This window comes from Roseateles sp. GW821-FHT02E12, assembly GCF_059421665.1.
On sequence record NZ_JBWKVK010000002.1, the window covers coordinates 1,135,239 to 1,150,905 of the forward strand.

The window sequence follows — 15,667 nt, forward strand, 5'->3', positions numbered from 1 at the left end:
CGCCGTTGTGGCGTTGAGTCCGCAGCATTCGCGCGCTTGTCGATGGCGTAAAAAATACCGCTGCAACTTGCTCGATGATGGCGTTAGCAGGAAAAAAAGAGCAGCAAAAAAGGGAGTGATGTCATGGCAGGCAATTGGACCAATGCCCAGATCCTCGGCCAGTTGGAGTCTGGTCAGAAGTGGTCGGGTAGCACGATCACCTACGCATTTCCGACGAGTGCGGCGGGGATGTACCAGGGGAGCACGAGCCTCGAGGCTTCGGGCTTTCATGCCGTCAGTGCCAGCCAGCAGTCCACGTTCAGTCTGGCAATCGCGACTTGGGACGACTTGATCGCCCCCAGCTTTGCGCTGACCACCTCGAGCAGCTCCAACCTGGAGTACGCCTTCACCAGCAATACCGCTGGCGGTGGCTATGCCTATGCGTACTACCCGATCACGGGCTCCGCCTGGTTCCGGTCGGGCTCCGACGTCGAGACGGCAAGCCCGGGCTCCTATGGCTTCTCGACCATCATGCATGAGACCGGCCACGCGCTCGGGCTCAACCACATGGGCAATTACGACGCGTCCCAGCCGAGCACCATCAGGCCCTGGTCGTACCAAGACTCGCACGTGCTGTCCATCATGTCGTATTTCGGTCCGGACATGGACACGTCGCGGAGCGGTGAAGTGGCTTGGGCTGACTGGGTTGTCGGGGGGCGGGCCTACAGCCCGCAGACGCCGATGCTCAACGACGTCATGGCCATCCAGGACATCTACGGCGCTTCGACGACGACACGCCTGGGTGACACGGTCTATGGATTCCACTCCAACGTCACCGGCGCAACGGCCGACCTGTACAACTTCCAGCGCAATTCGGCACCCATCCTGACGCTCTTCGACTCGGGCGGCAGCGACACGCTGGACCTGAGCGGTTGGTCAACCAACGCGGTCATCAAGCTCGGTGCGGGGGAGTACTCCTCCGCCAACGACATGACCAACAACATCGCGATTGCCTATGGCAGCCTGATCGAGAACGGTGTCGGCGGTGGCGGCAACGACCAGCTCTACGGCAACGATGCCGGCAATGTCCTGGATGGCGGCAGCGGCAACGACACGCTCTTTGGCCTGGCTGGTGACGACCTCCTGATCGGTGGCGCCGGCAATGACTACCTCGACGGCGAGACCGGAACCGACACGGCGGTTTTCAGCGGCAATTTCTCCAGCTTCACGATCGGGTACGACGCCGGCACCGGCAAGGTGACGATCTCCAGTGCAGGTACCGGTATCGATTCGGTGTTTAACGTGGAGCGCTTCAGCTTCAACGACGGCACGCGGACCTTTGCCCAACTGTTCAGCACGGCAGATACGTCGGCGCCCACGCTGGTCAGCCGTGCGCCGGTGGACGATGCCACTGGCGTGCTGCCCACGGCGAATCTCGTGCTGAGTTTCAACGAGGCGATCACGGCCGGGGCAGGCTCCATTCGTATCTACAACGGCGATGGCTCCGTGTTCCGCGTGATTTCGGCCAGCGACGCCAGCCAGGTGAGCATTTCCGGCAAGACGCTGACGCTCAATCCCGGCCAGGATCTGCAGTGGTCGAGCAACTACTACGTCAACGTCGACTCGAACGCCGTGACGGATCTTGCCGGCAATGCCTTTGCGGGCATCACGGGCAGCGCGGCCTACAACTTCAAGACGTCGGTGCTGCAGGACACCATGGCGCCGCTGTTGATCGCGTTCTCGCCGATGGACAACAGCACGGGTCAACCGGTCGGGTCGAACATCACGCTGACCTTCAGCGAAGCCGTGACGGCCGGTTCTGGCGAGTTCCTGATCTACAACGCCAACGGAACGCTGGCGAGATCGATCGCGGTGACCGATGCCAATCAGGTGTCCATCGTTGGCAGCACCGTCACCATCAACCCGTCGGTCGATCTCGCTGCCGGTGCGAGCTACTACGTCACCGTAGGCTCCGGTGTCGTCAAGGACCTGGTGGGCAATGCCTGGACCGGCCTCAGCGGAGCGACCACCTTCAACTTCAGCACCGCGGCCCCCTCGGTGCCCGACGACTACGCGTGGGACACGTCGACGACGGGCCTCGTGGTCGTCGACGGGGCGGGCAGTGCCGGCGCCATCGAAACCGTCGACGACGCCGATCTGTTCAAGGTGAACCTCCAGGCCGGGCAGACCTATGTGTTCGACCTGGTATCCCAGGCAACCCAGGGGCTGGACGACCCCTACCTGATCCTTTACAGCCCATCGGTCGAGCGTGTCGCCAGCGACGACGACGGCGGCGTTTCTCTCAACTCGTCCCTGACCTATACCGCGCTGACCACGGGCACCTTCTACCTGGGCGCGATGGACTACTCGTCGGGTACGGGGGGCTACCTTCTCACGGCCACCCGCGTGGTGCAGGCTGCCGACGACTTTGCAGCGAACACCAGCACCACCGGTCTTCTGGCGGTCACTGGCCAGGCCCAGGGGCGGATTGACTACAGCGGCGATGAGGATTGGTTCAAGGTCTACCTGAACGCTGGCACGAGCTATGTGTTCGAGTTGCGCGGCTATGACGGCAAGGGCGGCACCCTGGGTTCGGATTCCGCCGTGCCGTATCTGACGCTGTTCGACACGCAGGGCTACTTCGAAAAATCTGCCTACACCGGCGGCCAGGGCTCGGATCCGTTGATGACCTTCACGCCGACGGTGTCCGGCAACTACTTCCTGGCCGCATCGGATCTGTACGACAAGGGGCTGGGCACCTACACGCTGCTGGCCAACACGTCGATCGATGACTATGCCGACAACGTGACCACGACCGGCAGGGTTGCCGTGGGTGGCCAGGCGACTGGCACGATCGAACTGGCAAGCGACGCGGACTGGTTCAAGGTCTCGCTGGTGGCCGGGCGGAGCTATGTTTTCGACCTCCGCGGCGCGGACGGCGGAGGCGGGACATTGGGCGGCGGAAGTGGGCTTTCCGAGGCCTACCTGAGCCTGTACGACACCCGCGGCTACTTCCTGGACTCAGAGGCCGACGGCGGCCTGGGAGGGGATCCCCGCATCAGCTTTACGCCGACGGTCAGCGGTGACTACTACCTGTCGGCCAAGGAGCTCTTCGGATCCGGTACGGGGACCTACACCATCAAGGCGACGCAGTCGGGCTTCGGCCGTGTGGCGAGCGACTTCAACGGCGATGGCAAGAGCGACCTGCTGTGGCGCAACGGCGCGAGCGGCGAGGGCGCGATCTGGCTGGGCTCCTCGGCGGCCAACGGGCAGTCGGTGGCGGCGGTCTCCAACCTGAAGTGGAGCGTCGTCGGCATGGGCGACTTCGACGGCGACGGCAAGAGCGACCTGCTCTGGCGCAATGCCGACACGGGCGAGGGCACGATCTGGAAGAGCGGCTCGGCGGCAACGCCGATGGCCGTGGCATCCGTCGTCAACCTGAACTGGAAGGTTGTCGGCGTTGGCGACTTCGATGGCGATGGCAAGAGCGACATCCTGTGGCGCAGCGCCACTAGCGGTGAGGGCACGATCTGGAAGGGTGGTTCGGCCTCGACGCCGATGGCCGTGGCGGCCGTGGTCAACCTGAACTGGAAGGTGGCCGGCATCGGCGACTTCGACGGCGACGGCAAGAGCGACATCCTGTGGCGCAACTCGACCACCGGCGAGGGCACGATCTGGAAGAGCGGTTCGGCGGCCACGCCAATGGCCGTGGCGGCGGTCGTCAACCTGAATTGGAAGGTCGTCGGCATCGGCGACTTCGACGGTGATGGCAAGAGCGACCTGCTGTGGCGCAACGATCTCAGCGGCCAGGCCACGATCTGGAAGGGCGCGTCGGCCGCGGCGCCGATGGACGTGCTGAGCGTGTCCAACCTCAATTGGCGCATCGCCGCCGTGGGCGACTACGACGGCGACGGCAAGAGTGACCTGTTGTGGCGCAACGGCACCACGGGGGAAAGCACCATCTGGAAGGGCGCCTCGGCCTCAGCGGGCATGGACGTCCTGCAGGTGTCCAACCTGAACTGGAAGGTCGTCGGCGGGGCGGTCACCCAACTGGGCGACAACGGCGTCGTGATGAACGCGGCGGGCAGCCAGGCGGGTTCGGACCTGCTGTCCTTCGCCGCGCTGGGCGAGCCCAGCCAGCAAATCGGTGCTCACGGGGGCGACGATGCAGCGTTTGCATCGGCCCTGCCGGCGCCGGAAGGGGCAACGGCGCTCGACGCTGACCTGGAGGTGGCCGGCTGGGCTGGCTTCCTGGCGTCGGACTGGGTGCACGTTCACGGCCTGGACCACAGCCATGCCGGGCATGTGGCGGTTGATTTCCTGCTGAGCTGAACCGGGGGGTGCCGGGCTTGAACCGATGCGATCGCGGCCTGCCGTCGCTAGCATGCTCCCTCCACCCCTTGCCGCCATGTTGATCCCCGTTGCCCTCCGGAACCTGCTGCCAGCCTCGCGCAGCGCCCTGGCCCATGCGGCCGGCTTCAGCGTGTTCGTCAACCTGATGCTGCTGGCGCCAACGCTGTTCATGCTGCAGGTTTTCGACCGCGTGCTGACCAGCCGCAGCATCCCGACGCTGGGCATGCTGCTCATCGGCGTGGCCGTCGCGCTGCTGGCCATGGCCGTGGTCGACGTCGCGCGCTCGCGCCTGCTGGTGGACGTGGGGCGCAGCGTGGAGGAGTCGCTCGGCGAGCCGGTGTTCGGCCATCTCGTTCGCACGGCTGGCCAGGGCGGCAGCGAGAACCGGCCGGGCCTGCGCGACATCGCCACGCTGCGCGGCTTCCTGTCCGGCCCCAACATCATTGCCCTCTTCGACGCGCCCTGGGCCTTGGTCTACCTGGTGCTGATCTGGCTCTTCCACCCCCTGCTGGGCGGCCTGGCCCTGCTGGGCGGCGCGGCCCTGCTGCTGCTGGCGCGGCTGGCCGAGGCCGGAAACCGGGCGACGCTGGAGCAGATCAACGAGGCCCAGCGCGCCGCGGCCACCAGCCTCCAGCAGGGCCTGCGCCATGCGGACGTGCTGAAGGCAATGGGCATGACCGGCGCCTTCGCGCGCCAATGGGCGGCGCGCAACCGTGCCGGCCTGGATCTGATGCAGGCCAGCGGCACCCGCGTCGGTGGCCTGCATGCCACCAGCAAGTTCCTGCGCCAGGCGGTGCAGGTGCTGATGATGGCCGCGGGGGCTTGGCTGGTGCTGGACAGCCATGTGTCCGCGGGCGTGATGATGGCCGCCACCATCCTGTTTGGCCGTGCGCTCGCGCCGGTGGAGGCCTTGATCGGCAATTGGAGCGGGCTGATGGCGGCGCGCGATGCCTTCGGGCGCCTGCGCGGCGTGGCCGGGCTGCTCGGCCCGGGGCCGGAGCGCACGCCGCTGCCGGCCCCGCGTGGCGCGCTGAAGCTGGAAGGTGTCGGCGTGGCGGGCGCAAGCGCCGACCGGCCCATCCTGCGCCAGATCGGTTTCGAGCTGGAGGCCGGCCACTCCCTGGGCGTCATCGGCCCGAGCGGCGCGGGGAAGTCGAGCCTGGCCAAGGTCATCGTCGGCGCCTGGCCCTGCGCGTCCGGGCGGGTCTGCATCGACGGCGCGGCGCTCACCCAGTGGGACCCCGACGTGCTCGGCCGGCACCTGGGCTATCTGCCCCAGGAGGTGAGTCTCTTCGACGGCACCGTGGCGGCCAACATCGCCCGCTTCCAGGCCTGCGACGGCGCCGAGGTGGCCGAGGCCGCGCGCCGTGCCCACGCCTTTGAACTCATCCTGAAGCTGCCGCAGGGCTTCGACACCGTCATCGGCGAGGGCGGCATCCGCCTGTCCGCCGGCCAGGCGCAGCGCATCGCGCTGGCGCGTGCGGTGTTCGGCAAACCCTGCCTGGTGGTGTTGGACGAGCCCAATGCCCACCTCGACGCCGAGGGCGAAGCCGCGCTGCTGGACACGCTGACGACGCTCAAGCAGGAAGGCTCGACCGTCGTCATGGTGACGCACAAGGCCGGGCTGGTGGCGGGCCTGGATGACTTGCTGGTGCTGCGCGAAGGGCGGCTCGAACTGAACGGCCCGCGCGAAGCCGTGCTGGCACGCCTGTCGGGCAGCCCGGCCCTGGTGCCGCTGCGCAAGGGAGGTGCCTGATGGCCACCATCGCCGCTACCACCACCAACAACGCCGGCCTGCGCGCGCAGCGGCTCGGCCTGGGCGCCATCGCCGCGGCCCTGGCCCTGCTCGTGGGCTGGTCGGCACTGGCGCCACTGCACAGCGCGGTGGTGACGGTCGGCCAGGTCAAGGTCGAGGGCAATCGCAAGCTCGTGCAGCATGCCGAAGGCGGCGTGGTCAAGCGCATCCTCGTCCACGACGGCGAGCAGGTGCAGGAGGGCCAGGTGCTGATCGAGCTCGACGGCGTCAAGGAAGATTCCGGCTACACCTTGCTGCGCGAGCTGTTCGCCTTCGAGACCGCCCGGCGCCAGCGGCTGGATGCCGAGCAGCAGTTGCTGCCCGACTACCTGCCCGTCAAGGCGGAGGAGCCCTTTGTCGACAGCGAGCTGCTGGGCCGCGCCTACGAGCGCGAACTTCGTATCTACCGGCTGCGCCGCAGCCTGCTGGACGAGCAGCGGGGTAGCCACGAGCGCCAGCTCCAGGCCTTGGGCCAGGAACAGGCGGCACTGCGCCGGCAGGTGGAGTCCACTGTCCAGTCCGTGGGCCTGGCCAAGGACGAGCTCGGCTTGAACACGGCGCTGGAGCGCGACCAGTTCGTGTCGCGCACCCGGCTGCTGGCGCTGGAGCGTGGCGTGGCCGAGCTGGGCGCCAAGCAGGGCGAACACGAGGCCTTGCTGGCGCAATCGGAGTCCAGGCGCAACGAACTCGGCCTGCGCATGGCTTCGTCGCGCAGCGAGTACCAGCGCCAGGCCTCCGAGGAATACAAGGAAAGCACCGCACGCTGGGTCCAGCTGCGTGAGCAGCTGCGCCCCGCGGTCGAGTCTGCGCGGCGCATGAGCGTGGTGGCACCGGTGGCCGGCACCGTGGTCGGGCTGCGGCTGAACGGCGCGGGCGAAGTGGCACCGGCGCGCGAGCCACTGATGGAGATCGTGCCCGTCGGCGAGCAACTGGTGGTGGAGGCCCACGCACCGGTGGATGCCATCGAAAATCTTCGGCTGCTGCAGACGACGGAGCTGCGCTTCACCAGCTTCAACTCGCGCACGACGCCCACCGTGCAGGGGCAGGTGAGCTATGTCTCGGCCGATGCCGCAACGGACCGCAATGGCCAGCCCTACTACGTGCTGCGCGTCAAGCCGCTGGAGGAATCGCTGAAGGCCGCGGGCATCCGTGAGCTCAAGCCCGGCATGGCGGCCGAGGTCTATGTGCTGATCGAGTCGCGCAGCGTGCTGCACTATCTGTGGAGCCCGGTGACGAACAGCCTGCGCCAGGCGATGCGCGAGCGGTGATGCTCTAAGCTCCGCGGCACCGGTTTTCGGAGCTTTCCATGCGTGCAGCCTTCAGCCTCCTCGCCCTCGTCATCGTTGCGGCCATCGTGCTGTCGCTGGTCAAGAAGCAGACCGCGGCCTTGAAGCCGCAGCCCGGATCGCCAGCAGCCAGTGCCACCGGCGCGGCCCTGCCGGTGCCCAAGGCGGTTGGCGCTCAGGTGCAGAACAGCATCGACGACGCGGCCCGCCGCGCTACCGAAGCGGCGTCCGCCTCCGCCAACTGAGGCCGTGACCGGCCACAAGCTCTTCTTCGGGCTGCGGCCGGACGAAGCCACGGCCGAGCGCATTGCCCGCTTCGTTACTGCCGAGCACGAGGCGCGTGGCCTGCAGGCCAGGTTGCGGCCCAGCGGCATCTTCCACATCACGCTGCATTACTTCGGCTATTTCGAGGGCGAGCCGGATGACTCGGTCGTCGCTGCGGCGAGCCGTGCCGCGTCGGAGTTGATCCGGCCGGCCTTCGACCTGAGCTTCGACGGCTTCAAGAGCTGGGGTGGCGAGCGCGCCACCAAGCACCCCTTCGTGCTGACCGGCGGCCAGGGCCTGGAGGCCGTGCGCGAATTGCGCGATGCCCTCGTCGAGCGCCTGGTGGCCCATGGCCTGGCCGCGCCGGAGCGCGACTACGAGCCGCACCTGACGCTGCGCTATGACAAGCGGCCGGCGCCGGCCTGGGCCGTCGAGCTGCCGGGCTGGATCGCCAGCGAATTCGTGCTCCTCAAAAGCCCGCAGGGTCTGACGCGGCACGACGTCATCGGCCGCTGGCCGCTGCAGGCGTAGGTAAACGCTCCTACACGCCTTGAGGCCACCGGCCGACATGGCTGCGTGGGCGCAGCGGCCAACATGCGTCGCAGCATCCTGCAAGGAGACTCATGATGATCAAGTCCGTCATTGCCCTCGTCGCGACCTCGGCCCTGGCCATGAAGCTGGTTCAGCATCTGGGCCTGAAACAGCACCAGCGCCGCGTGCGCCATGAAGGCCAGCAGCACCGCGAGGAAGTGGGCCGCTGGGAAGCCGAGGGTGGCAACCTGCCCCCGGCCAAGCCCGCTGCCAAGGCGCCGGCAAAGCGCCGCGCTAGCCCTCGTTGACGGCCTGGGCCAGCGCCCGCACGCTCAGCGGCGCCGAGCCCTCGGCCTTGTTGGAGATGGTGACGAACGCGTCCTGGCCGGCGCCGGCCGTGCCGCGGATGACGCGGGCGAGTTCGGCGCGCGTCTCGGGGTCGGGGTCCAGCATCTCGTTGAACTCGCCGTAGCGTTTCTCGGCCTCTTCGTAGCCGTAGGGACCGTGCAGGCGGTTCAGATTCCAGCGCACCACCAGCGGCCCCGGCCACAGCGCACGCAGCAGCGGGAGTTGCTCCTGCAGCGGCGGCAGCTTTGGGTGCAGGCCCACGCAGTAGCGCGCGCCCGCGTCGCGCAGCAGGGCGACAAGATCGGGCGTGAGCCAGGCGGCGTCGCGCACTTCGACGGCGATGACGCCGACCGGCGGTTTGGGCAGTGCCAACAGCATCGCGTGAAGCAGGTCGAACTGCTCGTTCATGCGCGCCAGCCGCTGCGCAGGCAGGGGGCTGAGTTGGAAGACAAGCGCGCCGATGGTCGAGCCCAGTCCTTCGTAGGCGGGTTCGATGAAATCCTGCAGCGCCGCGGTTGCATCCAGGAAGAGCGGGTTGGGCTGCTGGCCGCGGCCGTCCTCGCTGCGCAGCAGGGCATCCGTCACCAGGCTGGGCGCCTTGACCGTGAAGCGGAAGCCGGCCGGCACCTGTTCGGCATGGCGCTGGAACTCGGCCGCTGCGAGCGGCCGGTAGAAGCCGCGGTCGATGCCGACCGCGCGCAGCAGCGGGTGGGCCGCGTAGGCCGAAAGGCCGGTCTTGGACAGCGTCGCTTCGCTGTGCTTGCCAGTCCACACCAGGCCCTGCCAGCCGGGGTAGCTCCAGGTCGACGTGCCGAGGTGGACGTGGGGCGACATGGCCGCGGCCAGGGCCTCGTCCTCGGTCGTGGGCGGCACCGGCTGCACGCCGCGCGGGCGCTTGGTGGGCAGGTCGCCGCCGAAGAGTTGGTCCTGCATCGTCAGCGGAACATGAGCAGTTTCAACAGCACGATGTTCACACCCAGCAGCATCAGCGCGGTGGGCCACTGGGCGCGGATGACGGCGTTCTTGTCTTTCAGCTCCAGCAGCGCGGCCGGGATGATGTTGAAGTTGGCCGCCATGGGCGTCATCAGCGTGCCGCAATAGCCGCAGAACATGCCGATGGCTGCCATCACGGCCGGGTTGCCGTGGTGCATGCCGAGCAAGATGGGGATGCCGATGCCCGCCGTCATGACGGGGAAGGCCGCGAAGGCATTGCCCATGACCATGGTGAACAGCGCCATGCCGAGGGCATAGGCCGTGACTGCGAGCCAGGGGTTGTCGACCGGGATGGTGCTGGTTGCGATGCTGGCGACCGCCGTGCCGACGCCGGCGTCGGTGAACAGCAGGCCGAGCGTGGCCAGCATCTGCGGCAGCAGGACGGCGGGGCCCATGGTCTCCAGCAGGCGGCGCGACTCGCGCACGGCCTGCATGGGGCGCTCGCGCGTCATCCACAAGGCGGCGGCCAGGCCGACCAGGGCGCCCAGGCCGACGCTGATCAGCGTGACGTGCTTGCTCTCGACAAGCAGCAGGCCGCCGAGGTTGACGTCCTTCAGCGTCAGCGTGCCGACCAGGGCCAGCGTGGTGATCGCCAGGATGGGCAGGAAGAGCTTGTTGCCCAGGCGCGCGGCGCTGGCCTGGCGCTCGGCGGGCTCGCGCGTGCCGTGCTTGCCGAGGGATACGCCACCCAGGCCGCCGAGTGCGGCGAGCATGAGGACGATGAGCCCGCAGGCGATGGGTGGCAGGCTGTCGCCGACCAAATAGATGGCGGCCCACAGGGCCCAGAACAGGCCGCTGCTCCAGCGCCGCGGGTTGCTGCGGTCGCGGCAGGTCAGCCACGCCACGATCAGCAGCGCTGCACCGGTCAGCAGGAAGAGTTGGTCGAGCTGGAGGAGGGCGTTCATTTGGATTCCTCGGCGCGAGCACGGGCGATGTCCTGCGGCAACCGGTGATCCATGCGTATCAATCGCGCGGCATGGATGAGGAAAGCGGCAATGGCGGTCGGGATGCCCCACAGCGCGATATGCAGCGGGTCGGTAACGACGCCGTTCTCGGCCAGGAAGGTCTGCATCAGCACGATGGAACCGAAGGCGACGAAGATGTCCTCGCCGAAGAAGAGGCCGACGTTGTCGGTTGCCGCGGCCATGGCCTTCCATTTGTCGCGCACCGCCTGGGGCACCGGGCCGTGGGTCTTCTCGGCGGCGGCCTCGGTCATGGGGGCCACCAGCGGGCGCACCATCGGCGCATGGCCGCCGAGGGACGTCAGCCCCATCGCCGCGGCGGACTCGCGGATGAAGAGGTAGACGACGAGCAATCGGCCCGCCGTCGCCGAGCGGATGCCCGCGATCCAGGTCTGGGCGCGCTCACGAAGGCCATGGCGCTCCAGCAGGCCAATGATCGGCAGGGGCAGCAGCAGGGTCAGCGGCAGGTTGCGTGTCTTGACGAAGCCGGTGCCGAGCTTGGCGAGGATGAGGTCCAGCGGCAGCTTGGCCGCCAGGCCCGTCGCGATGCCGGCAACCGCAACGACGAGCACCGGGTTGAAGCGCAGCACGAAGCCGACGATGACGACGGCGACGCCGATCAGCGGCCACAGAGAAACATCAGCGGTCATGAAACGACTCCTGGGTCAGGCGCGCAGTTGCACGCCGGCTTGGGTGAGGGCTTGGTTCAGCGCCCGGGCGAAGGCGAGGGCGTGGGCGCCATCGCCATGCAGGCAGATGGTCTGGGCTTGCAGTGGCACGATCTCGCCGGTAACGGCTTGAACGACGCCTTCGCGCACCATGCGCAGCGTACGGGCCACGGCTTCGTCGGTGTCCTCGACGAACGCGCCCGGCTGGCTGCGCGGCACCAGGCTGCCGTCGGCGCGGTAGCCGCGGTCGGCGAAGACTTCGGCCACGGCACGCAGGCCGGCGCGCTCGGCGGCTTTCAACAGTTCGCCACCGGCCAGGCCGTAGACGGCCAGCGCACGGTTCACGTCGAGCACGGCGGCGGCGATGGCATCGGCCAGTGCGGGGTCGCGCGCGGCCTGGTTGTAGAGCGCACCGTGGGGCTTGACGTGGTGCAGCCGCCCACCGGCGGCGCGCACGAGGGCGTCCAGTGCGCCGATCTGGTAGATCAGGTCGGCGCGCACGTCGGCGGGCTTCAGCTGCATCTCGCTGCGGCCGAAGTTCTCGCGGTCCGGGTAGCTCGGGTGGGCGCCGATAGCCACGCCGCGCGCCAGCGCCGCGGCCACGGTGGCCTGCATCAGCCGCGCATCGCCGGCATGCCAGCCGCAGGCGATGTTGGCCGAGCTGACGAGGGCCAGCAGTTCGGCGTCGTCGGGCGCGCCTTCGCCGAGGTCGGCGTTCAGGTCGACATGCATAGGGCGGTCCTCAGTTGATCGAGCGTGGCCTGGCGCTCGCGCAGCGCGGCGACGGCTTCGTCGTGGCTGCAAGGGGTGAAGCGCAGCGTGGCACCCAGGCGCAGCTGCGCGAGCTTCCACAGGTCGGCGCGAATGACGACGCCGATCTTGGGATAGCCGCCCGTGGTCTGCGCGTCGGCCAGCAACACGATGGGCTGGCCCGAGGGCGGCACCTGGATGACGCCGGGCAGCACGCCATGCGAGGCCAGCTCGGCACCGCGCACGCGCTTCAGCTCGGGGCCGGCGAAGCGATAGCCCATGCGGTTGCTCTGTGGCGTAAGCCGCCAGTGAGTCGCCCAGAAGGTCTCGCGCGCCGCCACGGAGAAGTCCGCAAGCTCGGGGCCGGGCAGCACGCGCACGGCGGCGTCCCAGTCGGGTGGCCGCAGGCCGATGTGGCGCGCGGGAAAGCGCTCGGGCGCGGCCAGGGGCAGCAGGTCGCCATCGCGCAGCGCCCGGCCGTCCAGCCCACCGAAGCCGGCCTTGAGGTCGGTGCTGCGCGAGCCCAGGGCCGGTGGGGTCTCGATGCCGCCTGACACGGTCAGATAGCTGCGCATGCGCTCGCGCGGCGCGGCGAGCTTGAGCGTCTGGCCGGCCTGCACGCGCTGGCGCCACCAGGGGCGCAAGACGCGACCGTCCAGCGTGGCGTCGGCATCGGTGCCGGTGATGGCGATGCAGCAGTCGGTGGTGAAGCGCAGCGTGGCGGGGCCGAGGGTGAACTCCAGGCCGGCGGTGTCCACCGGGTTGCCGACCAGCAGATTGCCCTGGATGAGCGCGATGTCATCCAGCGCGCCGCAGCGGCTGATGCCGCGATCGCGCCAGGCGTTGCGGCCGAGGTCCTGCACGGTGGTCAGCGGGCCTGCGCGCAGCAACTCGATCATGCGGGCTCCGCAATGAAGCGCACGCGGTCGCCCGGCGCCAGCAGCGTGGGCGGCTCGGCCTTGGGGTCGAAGAGGGGCAGGGCGGTGTGACCGATGAGCTGCCAGCCACCGGGCGTGGCCAGCGGGTAGATGCCGGTCTGCGCGCCGCCGATGCCGACGCTGCCGGCGGGCACGGCCACGCGCGGCTCGCTGCGGCGCGGTGTGTGCAGGGCCTCGTCCAGCCCGCCCATGTAGGCGAAGCCGGGCTGGAAGCCGATGAAGTAGACGACGTACTCGGCCTGGGTGTGGCGCTGCACGACCTCGTCGACGGAGAGGCCGCAATGCGCGGCGACGTCGCCCAGGTCGGGGCCGTGCTCACCGCCGTAGCGAACCGCGATCTCGACGAGGCGGCCGGCCTGCTGGCGCCTCAGCGGCTTGGTCCACAGCGCGTGGGCGGCCTGCTCCAGCACCTGGCTGTCGGTGTGCAGCGGGTCGAAGGTCAGCGTCAGGTTGTTCATGCCCGGGATCAGGCCGAGCACGCCTTCAGTCTGGGCCAGGCCTGCGCCGAGCTGCCAGATGCGCTGCTGGTGCTCGATCGCGATAGGCCCGTCGACCGCGCAGCACAGCGCCGCTTCGCCCAGGGGGCGAGTGAGGAGGGCGGGTGGCGCGGTACTCATTTGTATTTATGCAAAACGTATACGATTTGTATTCGAAACGTGTTTATCATGTCAATCATGGTTCGCAGCATCGTGTCGTCTTCGCATCTGGTGTCTGAAAAGAGCGCCGAGCTGTCGGAGTTCGAGTTCGGCCTGATCGTCGTCAGCAACGCCTTCAACCGCTGGATGGTGCGCTGCATGGCCGCGGCCGGGGTGAAAGATCTTGCGGCCCTGGACATTTCGCTGTTGCATCACGTCAACCACCGCGACCGCAAGAAGAAGCTGGCCGACATCTGCTTCGTGCTGAACGTGGAGGACACCCATGTCGTCGCCTACTCGCTGCGCAAACTGGTCGGCATGGGGCTGGTGAGCAGCGAGAAGATCGGCAAGGAGGCCTTCTTCTCCACCACCGAGCAGGGCCAGGCCCTGTGCGAGGCCTACCGCCAGGTGCGCGAACGCTGCCTGATGGAGGCGCTGGTGGACAGCGGCCAGCAGAACCAGGACATCGGCGACAGCGCGCAGCTGATGCGGCTGCTGTCGGGGCTGTACGACCAGGCGTCGCGCTCGGCTGCGTCCCTCTGAGGACCTAAACTGCCGGGCCGATGACAGAGCCCATCTTCACGCCCGCCGACGAGCAAGCCATGCGGCTCGCGCTGGACCAGGCGCACAACGCCTGGCTGGTGGGCGAGGTGCCTGTCGGCGCCGTCATCATGCGCGCCGGCCAGGTGATCGCCACCGGCTACAACCGCCCGATCACGACGCACGATCCCACGGCGCACGCCGAGATCGTCGCCCTGCGCCACGCGGCCACGCTGCTGGAGAACTACCGCCTGCCGGAGTGCGAGCTCTTCGTCACGCTGGAGCCCTGCGCGATGTGCGCGATGGCGCTGATGCATGCGCGCTTCAAGCGCGTCGTGTTCGCGGCGCGCGACCCCAAGACGGGCGTGGCCGGCTCGGTCATCGACCTGTTCGGCCAGGCCCAGCTCAACCACCACACGCGCATCGAAGGTGGGCTGATGGCCGACGCTTCGGCCCAGCTGCTGCGCGACTTCTTTGCCGAACGCCGCGAGGCGGCGCGTGCGCGCCGTGCCGAGCGGCAAGGCCTGATCCCGACCGGCGAAGCCACGCACCTGGACGAATCCTGATGACCTCCCTCACCCTGTTCACCCCGTCCGGCGTGCTTGCCAAAGCCGAGAACCTGAAGCGCGCGGCCAAGCGGCTGACGCAGCTCGGTTTCGAAATCAGCGTCGATGCCGATGCGCTGGCCAAGCACCAGCGCTTCGCCGGCGACGACGCGACGCGGCTGGCGGCGCTGCACCGCATTGCCGACGCGGCGCCTTCGGTCGCGCTGGCGACGCGCGGCGGCTATGGCCTCACCAGGCTGCTCGATCAGATCGACTGGGGTCGCATCGCGCGCAGCGTTGAACACGGCACGCGCTGGGTGGGCTACAGCGACCTGACGGCGCTGCAGAACGGCCTGATCGCGCGCCACAAAGGGCTGTCGATGTGGGCTGGGCCGCTGGCCTGCGACGACTTTGGCCGCAGCGAGGCCGACGGTGGTGTCGACGAAGTCACCCGCGACTGCTTCACCGAGGCGATGAGCGGTGCGCTGGAGGCCGTGGGCTTCCGCGAGCCCACCGGCGGTTTCGACGGCCTGGAGGCGCGTGGCCGGCTGTGGGGCGGCAACCTGACGGTGCTGTGCTCGCTGCTGGGCACGCCGCACTGGCCCAAGGTCAAGGGCGGCATCCTGTTCCTGGAAGATGTCAACGAGCATCCCTACCGCGTCGAGCGCATGCTGCTGCAGCTGCAGCAGGCGGGCGTCATCGACAACCAGGCGGCGGTGCTGCTGGGCGACTTCAGCGGCGCGGCCAAGTCGCCGCTGGACCGCGGCTACGGCATCAAGGACGCCGTCGCCGCGCTGCGCAGCCGCACCAAGACACCGGTGCTGACGGGGCTGCCATTCGGCCATGTGCGCACCAAGGTCTGCCTGCCGGTGGGCGGGACGGTGGAGCTTTACGTGCAGGGCCGCGAGGCCATCCTGGGCTGGCAGTCTGACCCGCGGCTGGCGCACGGCGCGCATGACCACGATGACGAGTGCGGCGACGACTGCGGTCACGACCACCATCACTGAAGTCACCCCGGGTTTTCACGCCGCCCTCCCGTGAAGTGCGGCGTTGTATAGACGAGTTGCCCGTCTATGATTC

General features: G+C 68.5%; 15 protein-coding genes. 9 read left to right on the plus strand and 6 right to left on the minus strand.

Translation table 11 applies throughout. The features are described 5' to 3' along the window. Window positions 1-123 precede the first annotated feature (123 nt). The 6 genes from AC07V5_RS15950 to AC07V5_RS15975 all read left to right on the plus strand — a co-directional run bounded on the left by AC07V5_RS15950 (window position 124) and on the right by AC07V5_RS15975 (window position 8,516). Entirely contained in the window at window positions 124-4,311 is a 4,188-nt protein-coding gene (locus AC07V5_RS15950; RefSeq protein WP_495116654.1) for an Ig-like domain-containing protein, read from the plus strand. Between the two features lie 76 nt (window positions 4,312-4,387). After that, the gene (locus AC07V5_RS15955) at window positions 4,388-6,088 is read left to right on the plus strand and encodes a type I secretion system permease/ATPase (RefSeq protein WP_495116655.1); all 1,701 of its coding nucleotides are present in this window, start codon (window positions 4,388-4,390) and stop codon (window positions 6,086-6,088) included. Further along, complete coding sequence (locus tag AC07V5_RS15960) at window positions 6,088-7,395, plus strand: HlyD family type I secretion periplasmic adaptor subunit (protein ID WP_495116656.1); 1,308 nt, start codon at window positions 6,088-6,090, stop codon at window positions 7,393-7,395. The genes AC07V5_RS15955 and AC07V5_RS15960 overlap by 1 nt, the downstream gene beginning before the upstream one ends. 38 nt (window positions 7,396-7,433) lie before the next feature. Then, window positions 7,434-7,658, plus strand: coding sequence for a hypothetical protein (locus AC07V5_RS15965; RefSeq protein WP_495116657.1), 225 nt, complete (start codon window positions 7,434-7,436; stop codon window positions 7,656-7,658). A 4-nt stretch (window positions 7,659-7,662) separates the two neighbouring features. Next, a complete protein-coding gene (locus AC07V5_RS15970) occupies window positions 7,663-8,208 on the plus strand; it encodes a 2'-5' RNA ligase family protein (RefSeq protein ID WP_495116658.1) in 546 nt (181 codons plus the stop codon). A gap of 95 nt (window positions 8,209-8,303) precedes the next feature. After that, window positions 8,304-8,516: a hypothetical protein gene (locus tag AC07V5_RS15975; RefSeq protein WP_495116659.1), complete on the plus strand. Its 213-nt coding sequence runs from the start codon at window positions 8,304-8,306 to the stop codon at window positions 8,514-8,516. On the opposite strand, the gene AC07V5_RS15980 is transcribed toward AC07V5_RS15975, so the two are convergent. Genes AC07V5_RS15980 through pxpB form a run of 6 tightly spaced genes read right to left on the minus strand, consistent with a single transcriptional unit; the run spans window position 8,503 to window position 13,484 of the window. Beyond that, entirely contained in the window at window positions 8,503-9,489 is a 987-nt protein-coding gene (locus tag AC07V5_RS15980; protein WP_495116660.1) for a DUF72 domain-containing protein, read from the minus strand. The two genes, AC07V5_RS15975 and AC07V5_RS15980, sit on opposite strands and share 14 nt — an antisense overlap. A gap of 2 nt (window positions 9,490-9,491) precedes the next feature. Then, on the minus strand, window positions 9,492-10,454 hold the full coding sequence (locus AC07V5_RS15985; protein WP_495116661.1) for a DUF979 domain-containing protein: 963 nt from the start codon (window positions 10,452-10,454) through the stop codon (window positions 9,492-9,494). Beyond that, window positions 10,451-11,161, minus strand: coding sequence for a DUF969 domain-containing protein (locus AC07V5_RS15990; RefSeq protein ID WP_495116662.1), 711 nt, complete (start codon window positions 11,159-11,161; stop codon window positions 10,451-10,453). The genes AC07V5_RS15985 and AC07V5_RS15990 overlap by 4 nt, the downstream gene beginning before the upstream one ends. A gap of 15 nt (window positions 11,162-11,176) precedes the next feature. Then, entirely contained in the window at window positions 11,177-11,911 is a 735-nt protein-coding gene (gene pxpA / locus AC07V5_RS15995; protein ID WP_495116663.1) for a 5-oxoprolinase subunit PxpA, read from the minus strand. Beyond that, the gene (locus AC07V5_RS16000; RefSeq protein WP_495116664.1) at window positions 11,896-12,828 is read right to left on the minus strand and encodes a 5-oxoprolinase subunit C family protein; all 933 of its coding nucleotides are present in this window, start codon (window positions 12,826-12,828) and stop codon (window positions 11,896-11,898) included. The genes pxpA and AC07V5_RS16000 overlap by 16 nt, the downstream gene beginning before the upstream one ends. Continuing rightward, window positions 12,825-13,484 (minus strand): 5-oxoprolinase subunit PxpB, encoded by a 660-nt coding sequence (gene pxpB / locus AC07V5_RS16005; protein ID WP_495116665.1) that lies wholly within the window; start codon window positions 13,482-13,484, stop codon window positions 12,825-12,827. Before pxpB ends, AC07V5_RS16000 begins: the two co-directional genes overlap by 4 nt. Window positions 13,485-13,532: 48 nt before the next feature. Between pxpB and AC07V5_RS16010 the strand changes: the two genes are divergently transcribed. From AC07V5_RS16010 to AC07V5_RS16020, 3 genes are read left to right on the plus strand one after another with little or no spacing between them, the layout of a single operon-like run. Further along, window positions 13,533-14,045, plus strand: a complete 513-nt coding sequence (locus tag AC07V5_RS16010; RefSeq protein ID WP_495116666.1) for a winged helix DNA-binding protein — start codon at window positions 13,533-13,535, stop codon at window positions 14,043-14,045. 20 nt (window positions 14,046-14,065) lie between these two features. Continuing rightward, complete coding sequence (gene tadA, locus AC07V5_RS16015) at window positions 14,066-14,608, plus strand: tRNA adenosine(34) deaminase TadA (RefSeq protein WP_495116667.1); 543 nt, start codon at window positions 14,066-14,068, stop codon at window positions 14,606-14,608. Continuing rightward, window positions 14,608-15,594, plus strand: a complete 987-nt coding sequence (locus AC07V5_RS16020) for an LD-carboxypeptidase (protein ID WP_495116668.1) — start codon at window positions 14,608-14,610, stop codon at window positions 15,592-15,594. The genes tadA and AC07V5_RS16020 overlap by 1 nt, the downstream gene beginning before the upstream one ends. The last annotated feature ends 73 nt before the right edge of the window (window positions 15,595-15,667 follow it).

Bases quoted from the DNA above. Each gene is read 5' to 3' on its own strand.
- AC07V5_RS15950 (WP_495116654.1), top strand. From the start codon at position 124: ATGGCAGGCAATTGGACCAATGCCCAGATCCTCGGCCAGTTGGAGTCT.
- AC07V5_RS15955 (WP_495116655.1), top strand. From the start codon at position 4,388: ATGTTGATCCCCGTTGCCCTCCGGAACCTGCTGCCAGCCTCGCGCAGC.
- AC07V5_RS15960 (WP_495116656.1), top strand. From the start codon at position 6,088: ATGGCCACCATCGCCGCTACCACCACCAACAACGCCGGCCTGCGCGCG.
- AC07V5_RS15965 (WP_495116657.1), top strand. From the start codon at position 7,434: ATGCGTGCAGCCTTCAGCCTCCTCGCCCTCGTCATCGTTGCGGCCATC.
- AC07V5_RS15975 (WP_495116659.1), top strand. From the start codon at position 8,304: ATGATCAAGTCCGTCATTGCCCTCGTCGCGACCTCGGCCCTGGCCATG.
- AC07V5_RS15980 (WP_495116660.1), bottom strand. From the start codon at position 9,489: ATGCAGGACCAACTCTTCGGCGGCGACCTGCCCACCAAGCGCCCGCGC.
- AC07V5_RS15985 (WP_495116661.1), bottom strand. From the start codon at position 10,454: ATGAACGCCCTCCTCCAGCTCGACCAACTCTTCCTGCTGACCGGTGCA.
- AC07V5_RS15990 (WP_495116662.1), bottom strand. From the start codon at position 11,161: ATGACCGCTGATGTTTCTCTGTGGCCGCTGATCGGCGTCGCCGTCGTC.
- pxpA (WP_495116663.1), bottom strand. From the start codon at position 11,911: ATGCATGTCGACCTGAACGCCGACCTCGGCGAAGGCGCGCCCGACGAC.
- AC07V5_RS16000 (WP_495116664.1), bottom strand. From the start codon at position 12,828: ATGATCGAGTTGCTGCGCGCAGGCCCGCTGACCACCGTGCAGGACCTC.
- pxpB (WP_495116665.1), bottom strand. From the start codon at position 13,484: ATGAGTACCGCGCCACCCGCCCTCCTCACTCGCCCCCTGGGCGAAGCG.
- AC07V5_RS16010 (WP_495116666.1), top strand. From the start codon at position 13,533: ATGTCAATCATGGTTCGCAGCATCGTGTCGTCTTCGCATCTGGTGTCT.
- tadA (WP_495116667.1), top strand. From the start codon at position 14,066: ATGACAGAGCCCATCTTCACGCCCGCCGACGAGCAAGCCATGCGGCTC.
- AC07V5_RS16020 (WP_495116668.1), top strand. From the start codon at position 14,608: ATGACCTCCCTCACCCTGTTCACCCCGTCCGGCGTGCTTGCCAAAGCC.